Below are 15130 nucleotides of genomic sequence, written 5' to 3' on the forward strand. Positions count from 1 at the left end.
GACTCGGCCTGACCTGAATCTCAACACACCCTGGAAGCGTTCATTTTCTGCCCATCTCGAAATAGTTGGGCAGCGGGATGAGCCTGGTGAAGATCGTACCCTGGGCAAAGACGCGCAGTTCCAGCATCGATCCCGATGACCGTTCGGCGCGCTGGTCGAACAGGAAATTGCCGAGCGAATAGACCTCCGCCACATCGCCGCCGGCAAGCGGGACGATCGCCTCACTCGACACATGCGGATGACCGCCGACGATGACTGAAGCGCCGCGCAGGCGCATCTGGTCGGCAAGCATGTCTTCCCGCTTCGACGGTGCGGTCTTGTATTCGCGGCCCCAGTGGACGAAGGCGACCACTGGCCGCTCGGCATCCTCGTGAAGCAGCCGGTCGAGCAGGGCAGGGATGAGCAGGTCGGTGTTCTTCGAACCGTTGGTGTCGATGTCGGTCAGGCCAACCAGGTCGATATCGGCAAGCGCCAGCGTCTCGCCCTGCCCGAAATGCGGAATGCCGGCTTCATCCAGGGCGCGCAGCGTCTCGGCGTAGCCCGACGGACCGAGATCGTAGGCGTGGTTGTTGGCGAGACCGACGCCGGCGACATGCAGCCTCTTCAGCATGTCCACAGCCAGGCCCTCCGGCATTGCCAGCGTCATGTCGTCGATCGCTTCCGGAACGTTTGGCAGGATGACACCTTCGAGATTGATGATCAACGGCCGCGATCCGGTCAGCGCCAGAACGTTGCCGACGATGCGGTCGGCTACACCGTCACGAACCAGGATCTTCTTCATGGCGCGGCCGAAATTCACGTCGCCTGCGAGATAGTAGATCCTGTCCTTTGGCCGTGTCGGATTGTTGAAGCCAGGACCGAAGGCGCCGAACAGCGCAACGACATAGCTGGTGGTCCGCTCGACATAGTCCGACGTGTGTTCCTGCGAATTCTCATTGGCGACGACCACCGGTTGGGCGCCGAACAGCTCGCGCTGCAGCCTGGTCTGGATATAGAGCGCGCCGACGGAATCGGCATGATCGGGCTGGCGAAGTGCTGCTATGCCGTCGAGCGAACCGGCGGCCAGCATGTTCAGGGACTGCTGGTCGAAGCGCCTGGAGTCATGCTGCGGCAGATAGTGCGAGAAGTCGGTGGACTCGACGATGAGCGTGTCCTGGTCGACGATCGGCTTCAGCGCCTCGGCCAGTCTGTCCCAGTCGCCTCGTCGTGCCTTGACAGACATCGCCACGGGAACGATTTTCGCTTCCGGGAAATAGTGATGCAGGAACGGCAGCATGGCGCGTACGCCATGCTCCTTGTCGAACAGGCACGACTCTTCGACCATGTCGCTGTTCGTCTCAAGCCGCCGCACGGCGTCGGTGTCGGCCGCGACCGGGCCAAGCACGGTGTCGAAGCCGCGCAGCGTGGTGGCGTAGAGCTTGTGCGTCTTGTGGAAATGGTCCGGCGACAGGATGATGATCCGTTTGTAGCGGAAACCGGACGCCGCCCGGAACCCCAGCGCCACCAGGTCGGCGGCCAGCAGATGGTGCGGCACCGTGATGCCGGTCAGCCGCTGGTTGGACGGCTCGACATCGGCGACGTTGGCGATGGCCTCCTTGAACAGCGAGGCGTCGTCGTAGAAGGGCGGAAAGTTCTCGGTACCCGGCGGGCAGACGACAGGTGCGGCGAAGGTGGGGAGGGGCAGGAGAGTGATGGCGAAGATCAGCAGGATGCTGGCCGGCGCGCAGGCACCCCCCTCTGTCCTGCCGGACATCTCCCCCGCAAGGGGGGAGATTGGCAGCTTCCGCCTCGCGAGTTTTCTTGCAGCGCTGCAGATCAGCGTAAGCAGCCCTGACAGCCGATCTCCCCCCTTGCGGGGGAGATGTCCGGCAGGACAGAGGGGGGTGCCTTGGCGCAGACCTCGCTCCCTCATGGCTCGGCGAGCACAATGTTCTCCACGCCGCCGACGTAGTAGAACGGCTTCTGCTTCGAGGACGTCAGCCGCACCACCTCGCGAGAAATATAATCGGCAAGGCCGAACAGCGTGACGCCGCCGTCCGAAGTCCTGGCCTTTCCGCGCAAGCCTTCGAGGATCGAATAGGTGAAGACGCCGTGGCCGAGCTCGGGCAGTTCGGCGGCGGTGTTGTTGGCGGCGGTGGCCGAGAACACGACAATGCGCGCATCCTGCGCGTCCTTTTCCAGGCGCGGGTTGAAGGCGTTGGCGGCATGGCAGGTGTCGAGCAGCATGAAGCGCATGCCCTTGGCGCGCTCTACCGATTTCTGGATGTCCGACCAGTCGACAAGCGAGGAACGTTTCCAGCGCTCGGCATCCTGTTTGCGGCCGTTAGTCGGGATGAAATAGTAATCCTCATCGATGTTGATGCCGTGGCCGGCGACGAAGATGATGGTGGTGTCGTGCTCGCGGGGCCTATCGAGGAAGTCGGCGAGCTGGTCGTCGATCGTGTCGGAGTCGGGCTCCATGATGCCGTCGGCACTGGCGACTGCATAAGTCTGTCTGGCCTTGTCGGAGTTCTCGTCGAGTGCGTCGCGGTTGACCAGAACCAGCGTTTCCATGGATGAAAACAGCGGCGCTGATTTCTGGGAGATCACCTTGAGAAACTCGGTGGCATCATCGACGGGGTAGCGCAGGTCGCAGGCATGGCCCGAACAGGCGTCGGTCAGGAACGGATATTTGTCGACCCCAATGACCGCTACATAGAGCTTGCCTTTGGCCTCGGTCTTCTCGGTCTTCCTCGCCAGTGCCGTCACGCTGCGTTCGGTCAGATAGCCATATTCGTTGGTGCCGGTGATGCGGATGGTGTTCTTGCCGTTATCGACCGGTATCTCGACAGTGGTGCTGTTGCCGTCCACCGAGCGCGCGGTGACATCGCCGACATTGCGACTGTTCGACAGGATCGAGAAGCCGGCGACATCGGTTCCAGCTTCCTTGGCGCCTGATATCTCGACGGCGACGTAGCCGTCGCGGACCTTGCTCTGGTCTTCCGCCAGACGGATGCCGAACTCCGGCGGCTTGCGCTGCAAAAGCTTCTGCAACTCGTTGTCGACGCCGGGCCGCATCTCCTCGACCGCCTGTTTGGCGCTGCGCAGGATAATTGCCCGGCGCACCATCTCGGGGCTCCAAAGATATTTCTTCAACTGCCCGGCGCGGATGAAGCGGCCTTCATGATCGCGGCCCTGGTTGACCTGCCAGCCGATCAGCTTGTCGCCCTCGTCCGAGGAATAATAGTAGCCCTGCGGCATCCAGACGATCCATTGCGAACCGGCGAAGAACATCGAGACGATCAGTTCGTGCGTCTTCAGGTTCCAAAGCCTCAGCGTCTGGTCGGCGCTGCCGGTCACCAGCAGGCCGGCCTTCTCCGAGGCGACCATGGCATTGATATCGGCCGTATGGCCGGTGTACTCGCCCGACACTTTCGCGGTCGCGGTTCTGTACTCGATCAGCGTGCCGTCATTGCCGCCGGTGATCAGGCCAAGACCTTTGCCGATCAGCGTGTAGGCGGAATGGACAAAGCCGTTGGTGGCGTCGTTTTCGATGCTGCGCACCAGCTTGCCGCCATTGGCAATCTCCAGCACAGCGTTTTCCAGTGCGTCCTTGCCGCCCGTCGCGGCGCGCAGCGACCACTGGCCGTCGACAAGGGCGGCGCGGTCGAACGAGCTTGGCTCCGTCAGCGGCTGCGGGTCCTCGAAGAAGCGTTCGGTGGTCGGCAGCACCAATTTGTTGTCCAGCGCGCCCTGCTGTTCGGGACAGGCCACGCGCTCGGGGCAAGGGTTGGCGTTGCCCCAGGCGACGACGTCGTTCGCCGCGTCGATGCCGACGGCGGTTACAGGTTCGCCCACTCCCTGCAGCAGTGCCTTGCGTTCGCCGTTCGCGGGATCCCAGACCTGGATGGCGTGGCGCGTGCCGCCGGCGGTTGCGACCAGCGAACCATCGGCGTTGGCGCCGCTGGCATAGACAGTGCCGTCATGGCCGGTATAGTCGAGCACCTTTTCGCCGGTGTCGGTGTTCCAGACGATGGAGCGGTGTGTGTCGGCGCAGCGGTAGCCGCAGGAGGCGATCAGCCGCGCATCCTTGGCGAAAGTCAGCGAACCGATGAAGAAATCCTGAGTCGGCATGGCGCGTGCCAGCGTGCCATCGGTCGCGCGCCAGAGCTGGACCTGCCCGTCCTTGCTGCCGGTGGCGAACAAGGCCCCGTCGGGCGAAACGGCCAGCGCCATCACGCTGATGTCCCGCAGCGGCTCGGCTACGTCGGGCAATTGGATCTCCTCGCCGTTCACGACGTCCCACAGCCGGATACCATTGTCGGTGGTCGTCGCGGCCAGTCGGGTTCCACCGGCGGCGAAGGCGAGCTTGTCGATGTGCCAGGAATCGGCGTCGAGCTTCTTGTCCAGTGACCAGCCGGTCGCGGATTTGTCGTCAAAGCGCCAGAGATAGACGATGCCGTCCGCGCCACCGGCAGCCAGCGTCTTGCCATCGGGAGAGAAGGCGAGATCATAGGTCGCGTAATCGGCGGCCTTGAGTACAGCCTTGATCTTGCCGGTGGCAAAGTCGAACAGCCTGATATCGCCATAGGGCGGCTTGTCGCCAAGGCTGGCGCCGAAATAGCCGCCTGCGGCAATCGTCTTGCCGTCGGGCGAGACCGCGATCGCGAAGATCTTGCCGTCGCTGCCATTGCCGAGATAGCCGCGGATGGTGCGCAGCGTCACGCCACTCCGCCAGTCCCAGATGCGGATGGTTTTGTCACTGGATGCCGAGACGATGTCTTCGCCATCGGGTGTGAAGGTGAGATCGGTGACTTGCGCGCTATGGCCGCCAGTGTCGAGGTCGAGGTGGAAATCCGGTGCGTCCTCGGCACGGGCAACCGAAGTCCCGATCAATGCTCCGCCCAGAGCCAGCCAGCGGCAGGCGCGCATCAGGCGGAGGTCGATTTTTCCCATCGCTATTTGACTTCGTCCGCAGGCGGCGCATTGCGCACATAGGTCTCGATTGCCGAGGCAAAAGCGGGTGAACCCGCCTTGCGCTGCTTGTCGACATAGCCGGCAAAATAGCTCCAGAACGAGACGGCATAGTCGCGGAAGTACGCATCGGTCACCTTGCGCGAACACAGGTCGCCGTCGACGCAGAAGGATAGGCGGTTGAGGAAATAGACGATGCGGTCGAAATTCTCGCTGAAATCGGCGAGCGGCATGTCGCCGCCGGCGGCGGTCATGGCTTCGATGCCGATCCGCTGCCGGAACACCTGCTCCTCGGTAGGCGAGGGGTTGGCGCTGAGCAAATTGTCATATTTGGCATTGAGGGCCGTTAGACGATCTTTCAGCGCGCGCTGCGCCTGCTGGTAGTCTTTGTTTTCCCAAAGTTCGACCAGCGACATGGTCTGCTCGACGCGCTTCTGCTCCTGGTTGGCCAGGAACTGATAAACCGAGAACATCAAGGTGAAGATGATGGCGAAACGCACCGCCATGCCCGACCAGGCATAGGCCAGCATGCGCCAGTCGCGGTCGGTGAAGGGATTGCTCTCCTTCTTGATCTCATGGCTGCTCGGCCACGGGAAACCCTCTGTGGTTTCCGGCAGTGGCGATTTCGCGGCAAGTGCCTTTGCGGGCACTGCTGTTTGCCTGGTGTTGCCCGCCGGTTTCTTCATCCGCAGCTGTCCAGTTCGATGGTGGCGGAGGGATCCAGCACGATGCCTGGCGCCTCCAGCTTCTTTTTCAGGCATTCCAGCTGCAGGCGCGAAATCATGAACTGCACGTCGGGCTCCACCGCTCCCTTGTTCGGTGACGGCAAGGCTTCGACGACGCCGCGCGAGGCGCAGTTGCTGAGATCGACGACAATGGCACCGCTGGCGCTTTTGACGATCTGGTCATATTGATCGAGAAAACACGTCGCCAGCTCCGAATTGGTGACGATCTGCTTGACGCACAGGCCGCAGGCCTCGTCCGCAGAGGCATTGGCGATCAGCAACAGGCAGCCGGCAAGGCCGGTCACTGTTCCACGCCAGGAGAACATAGAATTCTTCACAATCGGTCCTGTCCGTTTCATCCGGCCGTCATGCACCAAGGCTGCGGCCGGGAATGTTCTCTTATCGCGTCGATGGCGCAAGGGTTGGCAGTCGCTCCGCCATCGGCTCAACCGCGCGGCACCGTCTCCATCGGGAAGATCATCACCGCGCCTTTAGGCCCGCCCTTGTCGGCAAGCCGCATCACCGAGCGGGTTGCAGGCGCCATGCCGAGATCGGTCAGCATGTCGGAGAAGCTGGCTGAGCCCATTCCGCGTGTCGCAGAGGCGACGCCGTCCTGTGCCAGGAAACTCAGGTCCTGCTTCTCGCTTTCCGGCGGTGCCTCGGTCAGAACCGCAATCATCCGTTCCATGCCGAAGCTGGTGTCGGTGAAGGCCAGCAGTCCCTCCTCTAGCATGGCTTGAGGGGCGAGGCGCTCGGCAACGATGTGGGTGATCGAATAATCGCTGCCGACATAGAGCACGTTGATGTCGACCTGAAGGTCCGAGCTGTTCTTGGCCAGCACATGCACTTCGTCGCCCGGCGAGATGCGCGGCACCACCGAAGCTTGCAAGGGTTCGAGGCCGTCCTTGTCGCGGCGTTTGACCTGGAACTGGACGTCGACGTCCTCGGGCTTGTAGTCGGAGGCCGCCGCCAGCCGCGAAAGCCCGGTGGCGCGGAAGATGGTGCGCAGGTTCCTGGCCGTTGCATCGACCAGCTTCTGCCGGTCGTCCATGTGGATGATGATCAGCGGAGGTTTGCTGCCGGCCTTCAATGTCACGTCGCCCGACGCGGGCAGGAACCACAGCGCCGGCTTGTCGGTCGCATCCTCGGCGGCGCCGGGAAGAGCATTCTCGCGCAGCACCGCAAGGCGGAGCTCGGCGCCTTTGCCGGGCTCGACCAGCTCGATGTTGAAACCCGTCTCCTTGGCTGTGGCCAGTTCGTCGAGAACCGAATTGACAAGCGCGGTCTCCGTCTCAAGTCCCTTGGCCACGGCAGGCCGCGCGACGACGAGCTTGTAGTCGACGGCGATCTCTGCCACCCGCGTATAGGCGTTGGCCGGAATGTCGGCGACCTTGAGCGCCGGCTTCTTGTCGAACTCGACCGGCTTGACGCGGCTTTCCAGGTTCTTTGCCGACAGCACTTCCAAAAATCCGATCGCGTCGGAAAGTGGGGACAGCGCCGAAGGCAGGATGGCGAGCTTGCTGCCGGGGGTGAGTCGGTGCAGCAGCCCGGCGCCGATCGTCGCCTCGCCATCCTTGATGACGACAGGCCACTGCATGACCGCGTCGGTCTTGTCGGTGCCGAACACACGGGCATCCAGTTCGCCTTCGAACAGCGGCGTTGGCCGGGTGCGGCTGTCGGCCGAATATTGCTGCAGCACGGCCTGGCCGAGTTGGCGGTAGGTGACGTTGGGATTCTCGGCCAGTTTCGACAGGATGGTGAAGGTGAACAGGCCAAAGCGCGGGGCATCCGTCGCGCCTTTGGGCAGCGGCATTTCGGGGGTCGTCTCCACCGTCTGCGCGGCGTAGAAGGCGACCAGCTTGCCCTTGGCGATTGGTTCGCCGCCGGTCGGGGTCAGGTTGAGGGCAGGCTTGCGCGTGCCTTTGTCGTCGATGCCACGCGAGCCAGCGGCCGATGTCACCTCGTCGTAGGCCTTGATCGCAGCCGCCCGTTCGGCCTCACTGCCGCCGACCAGGTCGGCAAACTCGACCTTGCGTTCCAACTCGTCATCGACCTCGACTGCCCGTGTCGCGGTGCCGGAGTGGCAGCAGTCGAACACGACCCAGACGAAGGCGCCCTTGTTTCGAATGGCGTCGAGTGCGGCGCCGATCTCGTTGTCGACCAGCGCATTCGGCACGCCGGCATCGCGGTTGATCCATTTGTCGATGTCGACCGGCAGGAAGATCTCGTCGAGCCCGTCGGTCTCGTCGCCCTTGACCATCTGCGGCTGCTGGGCGCCGTGACCGGACAGGTGCAGATAGACGAAATCGTCGCGCTGAACCTTGGCGGCAAGGTCGGCCAGAGCGGCCTTGATCGCCGCATGGGTCGGCAGGCCACTGGCGCCGGGGACATCCTTGGCGAGCAGCGTGACATTCTCGGGCGCGAACCGCACTGGGTCGGGCACGTTCTTCAGAAGATATTCGCGGATGAGCCCGGCATCGTTCTTCGGACCGACCAGCCAGTTCCTCTGCGGCAGAGCAGGATATTCGGTGCAGGCGACCAGCAGCGCATGGTATGTGCGCGATGCGGCCATGGTCCGGAACGACACCATGCCGGCCATCGTCAGCGCGGACGTGCCGACCAGCAGCGTCCGCCGCGTCAATTTGATCATGATTGCTTCCCCAAGCCCGATCGAATTCCCAAGTGACGCTATCCTTGCCGAGGATTTTGTCAGTATTTTGAATGTTGCATCGGAGAGCAACCCGCCTGTTATCCTGCTCCGATCGACAAGGCGCGGTTCTCGGCAGCCTTCCGGCGCAGAGATGCTGGAAACAGTAGCAAAAATGCCTGTTCGTCGCTATCTGGGTGGGACAGGGGTCGTTTGCGCGCGGAAATGATGCGCGAGCGACGCAAGACGCGAGTTGGATCAAGGACCATGGCGGCAAGGGATGTGCTGACGAAGAACCAGCTGTGCGTGCTTGAGAAGCTTGAGGCTGCCAGTGGCCCGCTCAGTGCCTACACCTTGCTCGACCAGTTGCGCGAGCGCGGTTTCCGCGCGCCGCTGCAGGTCTATCGGGCCCTCGACACACTGGTGAAGTCCGGTTTTGTGCATCGGCTCGAAAGCATCAACTCCTTCGTCGCTTGCGTCGAGCCGCATGATCACAGCCACTCGATGACCGCCTTCGCAATCTGCGACACATGCGGGCAAGTGACCGAAATGTCCGACCACGATGTCGGTCACCAACTGGACGAATGGGTGCGCTCCACCGGCTTCGCCGCCAAGAAGGCGGTGATCGAATTCCGCGGGACGTGTGCCAAGTGCCTGGCCGAAGCTGCTTGAAGGCTGGTCAGCCGTGAAGCATTTTCAAGAATCTAATGTGCCTCGTCCCAGTTGTTCGCCGCCCGCGCGTCGACATGCAGCGGCACCGACATCGACACCGCCGGCATCGCCGCATTCTCCATGACGTGACGGACAACCGGGATCGTTGCCTCGACTTCGGCTTCGACCGTCTCGAAGATCAGTTCGTCATGCACCTGCAACAGCATGCGAGCCGAAAGGCCTGCTTTTACCAGCGCCTCCTCCATGCGGATCATGGCACGGCGGATGATGTCGGCGGCGGTTCCTTGCAGGCGGGCGTTGATCGAGGCGCGCTCGTTGAAGGCGCGGAGGGAGGGATTGGACGATCTTATGTCCGGGTAATGGATGCGGCGCCCGAAGATCGTTTCGACAAAGCCGTGCTCGCGGGCATAGGCCTTGGTCTCTTCGATATAGTCGCGAATGCCCGGGAAGCGCTCAAAATATTTCTTGATGTAGTTGCCGGCTTCCTCGCGCGGGATCGACAGCTGGTTGGCGAGGCCGAAGGCCGAAATGCCGTAGATGATGCCGAAATTGATCGCCTTGGCGCGGCGGCGGACTTCCGAAGGCATGCCTTCGACCGGCACGTTGAACATTTCCGACGCGGTGATGGCGTGGATATCGGCGCCGTCGGCGAAGGCCTGCCGCAGTTGCGGTATTTCGGCGACATGGGCGAGGACCCGCAGCTCGATCTGGCTGTAGTCGGCCGAGACCAGCCGATGGCTCTTGTCGGTGATGAAGGCGGTCCTGATCTTTCGGCCTTCGGCGGTGCGCACCGGGATGTTCTGCAGGTTCGGATCGGAGGATGACAGGCGCCCCGTCGTCGTCGCAGCCAGCGCGTAGGAAGTGTGGACGCGTTTGGTGTCGGGGTGGATGAAGCCTGGCAGCGCATCGGTATATGTCGATTTCAGCTTGGTCAGCTGGCGCCAGTCGACGATCTTGCGCGGCAGTTCATGGCCTTCGGCAGCGAGGTCTTCGAGAAGCTGCGCCGAGGTCGACCACTGGCCGGTCTTGGTCTTTGAGCCGCCGGGCAGGCCCATGCGGCCGAACAGGATGTCGCCGAGCTGTTTTGGCGAACCGATTTTGATGCGCTCGCCGATGAGCTGGTAGATTTCCTCTTCGAGGCGAGCGGCGCCCTGCGCCAGTTCGCCCGACAGTCGCGACAGGATCTGACGGTCGACCGAGATGCCGCGCTGCTCCATGCGTGCCAGCACCGGCACCAGCGGCCGTTCCAGCCGCTCGTAGACCGATACAAGCCCCTTGGCGGCAAGCCGCGGCTTCAGCACCAGCCAGAGCCGCAGTGTCACATCGGCGTCTTCTGCGGCGTGAGCGGTCGCCTTGCCGATGTCGACCTGATCGAAACCGACGGAGCCCTTGCCCGAACCGGTCACGTCCTTGAGCTGGAGCGGAGTGTGACCGAGCCATTTCTCGGCAAGCGAGTCCATGCCGTGACCATGCGGGGTGCCGGCGTCGAGCACGTAGGAGATCAGCATGGTGTCGTCGAAAGGCGCGACATCGATGCCATAACGGCTCATGACGACGAGGTCGTATTTCAGGTTCTGCGCGATCTTGAGAACCGACTTGTCCTCGAGCAGCGGTTTCAGCACGGCCAGTGCCTCGCGTACGGAGATCTGGTTTTCGATCATCCCGCCGCCGAGCAGGTCACCGTTGCCGCTCTTGTGGGCAAAGGGAATGTATGCTGCGCGGCCGGGCGCCGTGGCGATGGACATGCCGATCAACTCGGCCTGCATCGGATCGGCCGACGTCGCCCTGACGTCGAAAGCGACACGGCCGGTCTCCATTGCCTCCGCGATCCAGGCTTTCAGGGCCGGGACATCGCGGATGCAGTGATACGTTGACGTATCGATCTTGCGGGTGGCCGCGCTCTCCAGCCGCAATGCGGCGAGCAGAGAAGGGGTGTCGCCTTGTTTTGACGTTTCTGTCGTTGCCGCTCCACTGGCCTGGCCAGGCTCGGCGCCGGACTCGGCTCGGGCAACAGCTGGCACTCCGGCCCCGACATCCGGGCCATGGGCATGATCGGCGCGCTCAACTGTCACCGCGACGGCCTGGACATCACCTGCCTCGGTGCCGGTCGCTTCCGCCACGCGGCGGGTGAGCGAGGTGAATTCCATAGTCTTGAGGAAGCCGATCAGTTTTGGGCCGTCCGGCGGGTGCAGCACGAATTCGTCCAGCCCCGCGGCCACCGGTACGTCGTTCATCAACGTCACCAACTGACGCGAAACACGTGCCTTGTCGGCGTTGGCGATGATCGATTCGCGCCTCTTGTCCTGCTTGATCTCGCCCGCGCGGGCAAGCAGCGTGTCGAGGTCGCCGAACTGCTCCAGCAGCTGTGCTGCCGTCTTCGGCCCGATGCCGGGTACACCAGGCACATTGTCGACCGAATCTCCGGTCAACGCCTGCAGGTCGACCATTTTCTCCGGCGGTACGCCCCATTTCTCGATGACCTCGGGAATGCCGATCTGGCGGTCCTTCATCGGGTCGTACATACCGACCGTGTCGCCGACCAGCTGCATCAGGTCTTTGTCGGAGGAGATGATGGTGGTGTCGCCTCCGGCCTCGCAGGCGAGCCTGGCATAGGTGGCGATCAGATCGTCGGCCTCATAGCCTTCGGTTTCTATGCAAGGCAGGTTGAACGCTCTAGTTGCCTGGCGGATCAGGCCGAATTGCGGGATCAGGTCTTCCGGTGGCGCCGAACGGTTGGCCTTATATTCGGGGTAGAGGTCATTGCGAAAGGTTTTCGACGAATAGTCAAAAATGACGGCGAAATGCGTCGGCACAATGCCTACATCGGTGTTACGGGCGTCGAGGACCAGCTTCCACAGCATGTTGCAGAAGCCGGAAACGGCGCCGACCGGCAGGCCGTCGGATTTGCGGGTCAGCGGCGGTAGCGCGTGATAGGCACGAAAGATGTAGCCGGAGCCGTCGACAAGGAAGAGATGATCGCCTTTTTTCATGTCGGCAGGGATAGCGCGGCGCGGCGGCTTGGTCCATGCCAAAGGCGGCTTCAGATACCGGTTCCGGCAACACCCTGACAGACCCGCTCCGGCCCAATCACGGCCATGTTACAAAACTGTAATCTTCGTGCCCTTGAATCGCCATGTTCAAAGACACAGATACAGAGCATCGGCAATTTTCGCCGAGTCCGGAGCAAGGCCCGTCCCCCGCCTAACCCGGACAACTGCGGCAGCCTATCCCCCCTCTCCGGGCTGCCGCAACGTTTCGAGTAGAAGGCCGCCGTGGCTCCCCCTCCACCACGGCGGTCTTTTTTTACCTCGGACAGACATTTGCAGCCCGTGGTCCAATGATCGCGGGCTTTTCGTTTTCCTGTCCTGCCTTTACGGTTCCGGTTCTGAATCGAAAGGCTTCACACATGTCTGCAGTTTCCCCCGTCCTCGACCGTCTGGACAAGAATCTCGACCAGAGCCTCGAACGCCTGTTCGGCCTGCTCAGGATCAAGTCGATCTCCACCGATCCGGCCTATGCCGCCGACTGCCGCAAGGCGGCGGAATGGCTGGTGGCGGAGCTCAAGCTGATCGGCTTCGACGCCAGCGTGCGCGACACGCCCGGACACCCGATGGTGGTTGCGCACCACGACGGTCCGGCTGATACACCGCATGTGCTGTTCTATGGCCACTATGACGTGCAGCCGGTCGACCCGATCGAACTGTGGGAAAGCGATCCATTCGCGCCGGCGATCAAGGAGGTCGGAGCGGATCACAAGGTGATCACCGGACGCGGCTCGGCCGACGACAAGGGCCAATTGATGACCTTTGTCGAGGCTTGCCGCGCCTGGAAGCAGGTGCACGGCAATCTGCCCTGCCGCATCACCATCCTGTTCGAAGGTGAAGAGGAGTCCGGCTCGCCGTCGCTGAAGCCGTTCCTCGAGGCCAATGCCGACGAGCTCAAGGCCGATTTCGCGCTGGTCTGCGATACCGGCATGTGGGACCGTGACACACCGTCGATCTGCGTCGGATTGCGCGGGCTGGTCGGCGAGGAGATCACGGTGAAGGCCGCCGACCGCGACCTGCATTCCGGCCTCTATGGCGGCGCTGCCGCCAATCCTATCCGCATCCTGGCCAGGATACTGGCAGATATCCACGACAAGGACGGCCATATCACCATTCCCGGTTTCTATGACGGCGTCGAGGAAACGCCGTCGCAGATCCTGAAATCATGGGAGACGCTTGGCGAGACGGCCGAGACGTTCCTCGGGCCTGTCGGCCTGTCGATCCCGTCGGGCGAAAAGGGTCGCTCGGTGCTGGAATTGACCTGGGCGCGTCCGACGGCCGAGTTCAACGGCATTATCGGCGGCTACACTGGCAAGGGCTTTAAGACGGTGATCGCGGCGGAAGCCTCGGCGAAGGTATCGTTTCGCCTCGTCCATAAACAGGACCCGAAGAAAATCCGCGACGCGTTCCAGAAATTCGTCAAGGAGCGCATTCCGGCCGACTGCTCGGTCGAATTCCACCCGCATGGCGGCTCGCCGGCAATTCAGCTTTCCTATGACTCGCCATTCCTGGCCAAGGCCAAGAATGCGCTGTCCGACGAATGGCCGAAGCCGGCGGTGACGACGGGCAGCGGCGGCTCGATCCCGGTGGTCGGCGATTTTCAAACCTATCTCGGCATGGAATCGCTGCTGGTCGGGTTCGGCCTCGACGACGACCGCATTCATTCGCCCAACGAGAAATACGAGCTCAACTCCTTCCATAAGGGCCAGCGCTCCTGGGCGCGGATTCTCGATGCACTGACGCGCTGAGTGGCGAGAAAATCACGCTGAAGGGATGAAAATCAACTTTCTGTTGATTTTTCAGCGGATTGCGGCGAGGACGAGCCAACATCATAGCTCTCGGCGTCCTATGCCGTTAAAGGACGCCTGAGACTGTAGGTTCGACCGGAGAAGACAATGGCCGACATCCGTTTCCACAAGAACGACCTGTCCGATCTTTCGCACTACAATGTCGGATCGGTGGCCATCGATACCGAGACGCTCGGGCTCAACCCGCATCGCGATCGGTTGTGCGTGGTGCAAATTTCGCCCGGCGACGGCTCGGCCGACGTCATCCAGATCGCGCCCGGCCAGAAGAAGGCGCCGAACCTCGTCAGCCTGCTGAGGAGCCGCGGCATAACCAAGCTCTTCCACTACGGCCGTTTCGACATCGCGGTGCTCTACAACGCGTTCGGCGTGATGCCCGAGCCGGTTTTCTGCACCAAGATCGCCTCGCGGCTGACCCGCACCTACACCGACAGGCACGGGCTGAAGGATATCTGTTTCGAACTTCTCGGCGTCGGCCTGTCAAAGGCGCAGCAATCATCGGACTGGGCGGCCGAAACGCTGTCGCCCGAACAGCTCGAATATGCGGCATCCGATGTGCTGTATCTGCACCGCTTGCGCGATGTGCTGGCCGGGCGGTTGGCGCGAGATGGACGGACAAAGGAGGCCGATGCCTGCTTTCGCTTCCTGCCGACGCGCGCCAAACTCGATCTGATGGGCTGGGACGAAGAGGATATCTTCGCCCATAGCTGACGGTAGTCGCGAACATCTGCCGATGGCCGGGTTTGGAACCGGAAGCAAGGCTGCCGCGTTTGTCGGCTCATCGTCGCTGGTTCAAAGGGGATGACATTGACGGACAGAAAACCGATAGCGACTGCGCCGACCGACGGCTCCAAGATCTCAATCACGTGGAAGGACAGCGACGGCGTCATCAACGAATCCATCGCGCAATACCGCGATGACGGCTGGTGGGTCTACACAGACAGTCATACGCAAAAGAAGGTTGAGCCGACCAGCTGGCGGCCTGCCGCGAGCGAAGACGACGATTAGAGCAGTTCACCGTTTCATGGAAACCGGCGAGCTGCTTGAACTCTTCGTTTGATGCAATCCCTTAGGGAAAGCGCCGCGCGCTTCCCCGGGAAAACCGCCTGGCGTCCTTTATCGTGAGCAGACCAAACCGAAAGGGGTCGAGCTCAAGATCGACAACAAAGGTATTTCGGTCCAGCAGAATTGACGGCATTGGGCCGGCGCCGACCTTCGCCTGCTGCCGCACGCAGCCGGCGGTGATGCGCGATTCAAGACGATCCGCGTGCAATTGAATCCATA

9 protein-coding genes and 1 pseudogene are annotated in these 15130 nt (G+C 62.4%); 4 read left to right on the forward strand and 6 right to left on the reverse strand.

What is annotated here, in order from left to right; genetic code table 11:
• Nucleotides 1-40: 40 nt before the first annotated feature.
• The 5 genes and pseudogenes from amrB to NKJ01_RS00090 form a co-directional block, all read right to left on the reverse strand.
• Nucleotides 41-1884: pseudogene (gene amrB / locus NKJ01_RS00070) on the reverse strand (AmmeMemoRadiSam system protein B); the annotation flags it as partial.
• Nucleotides 1885-1908: 24 nt separating this feature from the next.
• Nucleotides 1909-4935 carry a hypothetical protein gene (locus NKJ01_RS00075; protein WP_352725054.1) on the reverse strand — a complete coding sequence of 1009 codons (3027 nt, stop codon included), beginning with the start codon at nucleotides 4933-4935 and terminating at the stop codon, nucleotides 1909-1911.
• Nucleotides 4936-4937: 2 nt separating this feature from the next.
• Nucleotides 4938-5639: a DUF4760 domain-containing protein gene (locus NKJ01_RS00080; protein ID WP_352599390.1), complete on the reverse strand. Its 702-nt coding sequence runs from the start codon at nucleotides 5637-5639 to the stop codon at nucleotides 4938-4940.
• Nucleotides 5636-6004 carry a hypothetical protein gene (locus tag NKJ01_RS00085; protein WP_352599392.1) on the reverse strand — a complete coding sequence of 123 codons (369 nt, stop codon included), beginning with the start codon at nucleotides 6002-6004 and terminating at the stop codon, nucleotides 5636-5638. The genes NKJ01_RS00080 and NKJ01_RS00085 overlap by 4 nt, the downstream gene beginning before the upstream one ends.
• 119 nt (nucleotides 6005-6123) lie before the next feature.
• The gene (locus NKJ01_RS00090; protein WP_352725057.1) at nucleotides 6124-8328 is read right to left on the reverse strand and encodes a caspase family protein; all 2205 of its coding nucleotides are present in this window, start codon (nucleotides 8326-8328) and stop codon (nucleotides 6124-6126) included.
• A 264-nt stretch (nucleotides 8329-8592) separates the two neighbouring features.
• Here NKJ01_RS00090 and NKJ01_RS00095 point away from each other — a divergent pair, with 264 nt between their 5' ends.
• Nucleotides 8593-8997, forward strand: a complete 405-nt coding sequence (locus NKJ01_RS00095; RefSeq protein WP_023760778.1) for a Fur family transcriptional regulator — start codon at nucleotides 8593-8595, stop codon at nucleotides 8995-8997.
• Nucleotides 8998-9029: 32 nt separating this feature from the next.
• Here NKJ01_RS00095 and polA read toward each other — a convergent pair whose 3' ends face one another.
• Nucleotides 9030-11987 (reverse strand): DNA polymerase I, encoded by a 2958-nt coding sequence (gene polA / locus NKJ01_RS00100; RefSeq protein ID WP_352725477.1) that lies wholly within the window; start codon nucleotides 11985-11987, stop codon nucleotides 9030-9032.
• 416 nt (nucleotides 11988-12403) lie between these two features.
• Here polA and NKJ01_RS00105 point away from each other — a divergent pair, with 416 nt between their 5' ends.
• From NKJ01_RS00105 to NKJ01_RS00115, 3 genes are all read left to right on the forward strand, one after another.
• A complete protein-coding gene (locus tag NKJ01_RS00105) occupies nucleotides 12404-13789 on the forward strand; it encodes a M20/M25/M40 family metallo-hydrolase (protein WP_352725059.1) in 1386 nt (461 codons plus the stop codon).
• 147 nt (nucleotides 13790-13936) lie between these two features.
• The gene (locus tag NKJ01_RS00110) at nucleotides 13937-14557 is read left to right on the forward strand and encodes a ribonuclease D (RefSeq protein WP_352725061.1); all 621 of its coding nucleotides are present in this window, start codon (nucleotides 13937-13939) and stop codon (nucleotides 14555-14557) included.
• Between the two features lie 96 nt (nucleotides 14558-14653).
• A complete protein-coding gene (locus NKJ01_RS00115) occupies nucleotides 14654-14854 on the forward strand; it encodes a hypothetical protein (protein ID WP_023760775.1) in 201 nt (66 codons plus the stop codon).
• The last annotated feature ends 276 nt before the right edge of the window (nucleotides 14855-15130 follow it).

Origin of the sequence: Mesorhizobium sp. M0276 (genome assembly GCF_040321755.1) — a bacterium.
Classification (GTDB): domain Bacteria; phylum Pseudomonadota; class Alphaproteobacteria; order Rhizobiales; family Rhizobiaceae; genus Mesorhizobium.

Coding starts and splice junctions, on each gene's coding strand:
- NKJ01_RS00080 (WP_352599390.1), bottom strand. CDS start 5,639: ATGAAGAAACCGGCGGGCAACACCAGGCAAACAGCAGTGCCCGCAAAG.
- NKJ01_RS00085 (WP_352599392.1), bottom strand. CDS start 6,004: ATGTTCTCCTGGCGTGGAACAGTGACCGGCCTTGCCGGCTGCCTGTTG.
- NKJ01_RS00095 (WP_023760778.1), top strand. CDS start 8,593: ATGGCGGCAAGGGATGTGCTGACGAAGAACCAGCTGTGCGTGCTTGAG.
- polA (WP_352725477.1), bottom strand. CDS start 11,987: ATGAAAAAAGGCGATCATCTCTTCCTTGTCGACGGCTCCGGCTACATC.
- NKJ01_RS00075 (WP_352725054.1), bottom strand. CDS start 4,935: ATGGGAAAAATCGACCTCCGCCTGATGCGCGCCTGCCGCTGGCTGGCT.
- NKJ01_RS00105 (WP_352725059.1), top strand. CDS start 12,404: ATGTCTGCAGTTTCCCCCGTCCTCGACCGTCTGGACAAGAATCTCGAC.
- NKJ01_RS00110 (WP_352725061.1), top strand. CDS start 13,937: ATGGCCGACATCCGTTTCCACAAGAACGACCTGTCCGATCTTTCGCAC.
- NKJ01_RS00090 (WP_352725057.1), bottom strand. CDS start 8,328: ATGATCAAATTGACGCGGCGGACGCTGCTGGTCGGCACGTCCGCGCTG.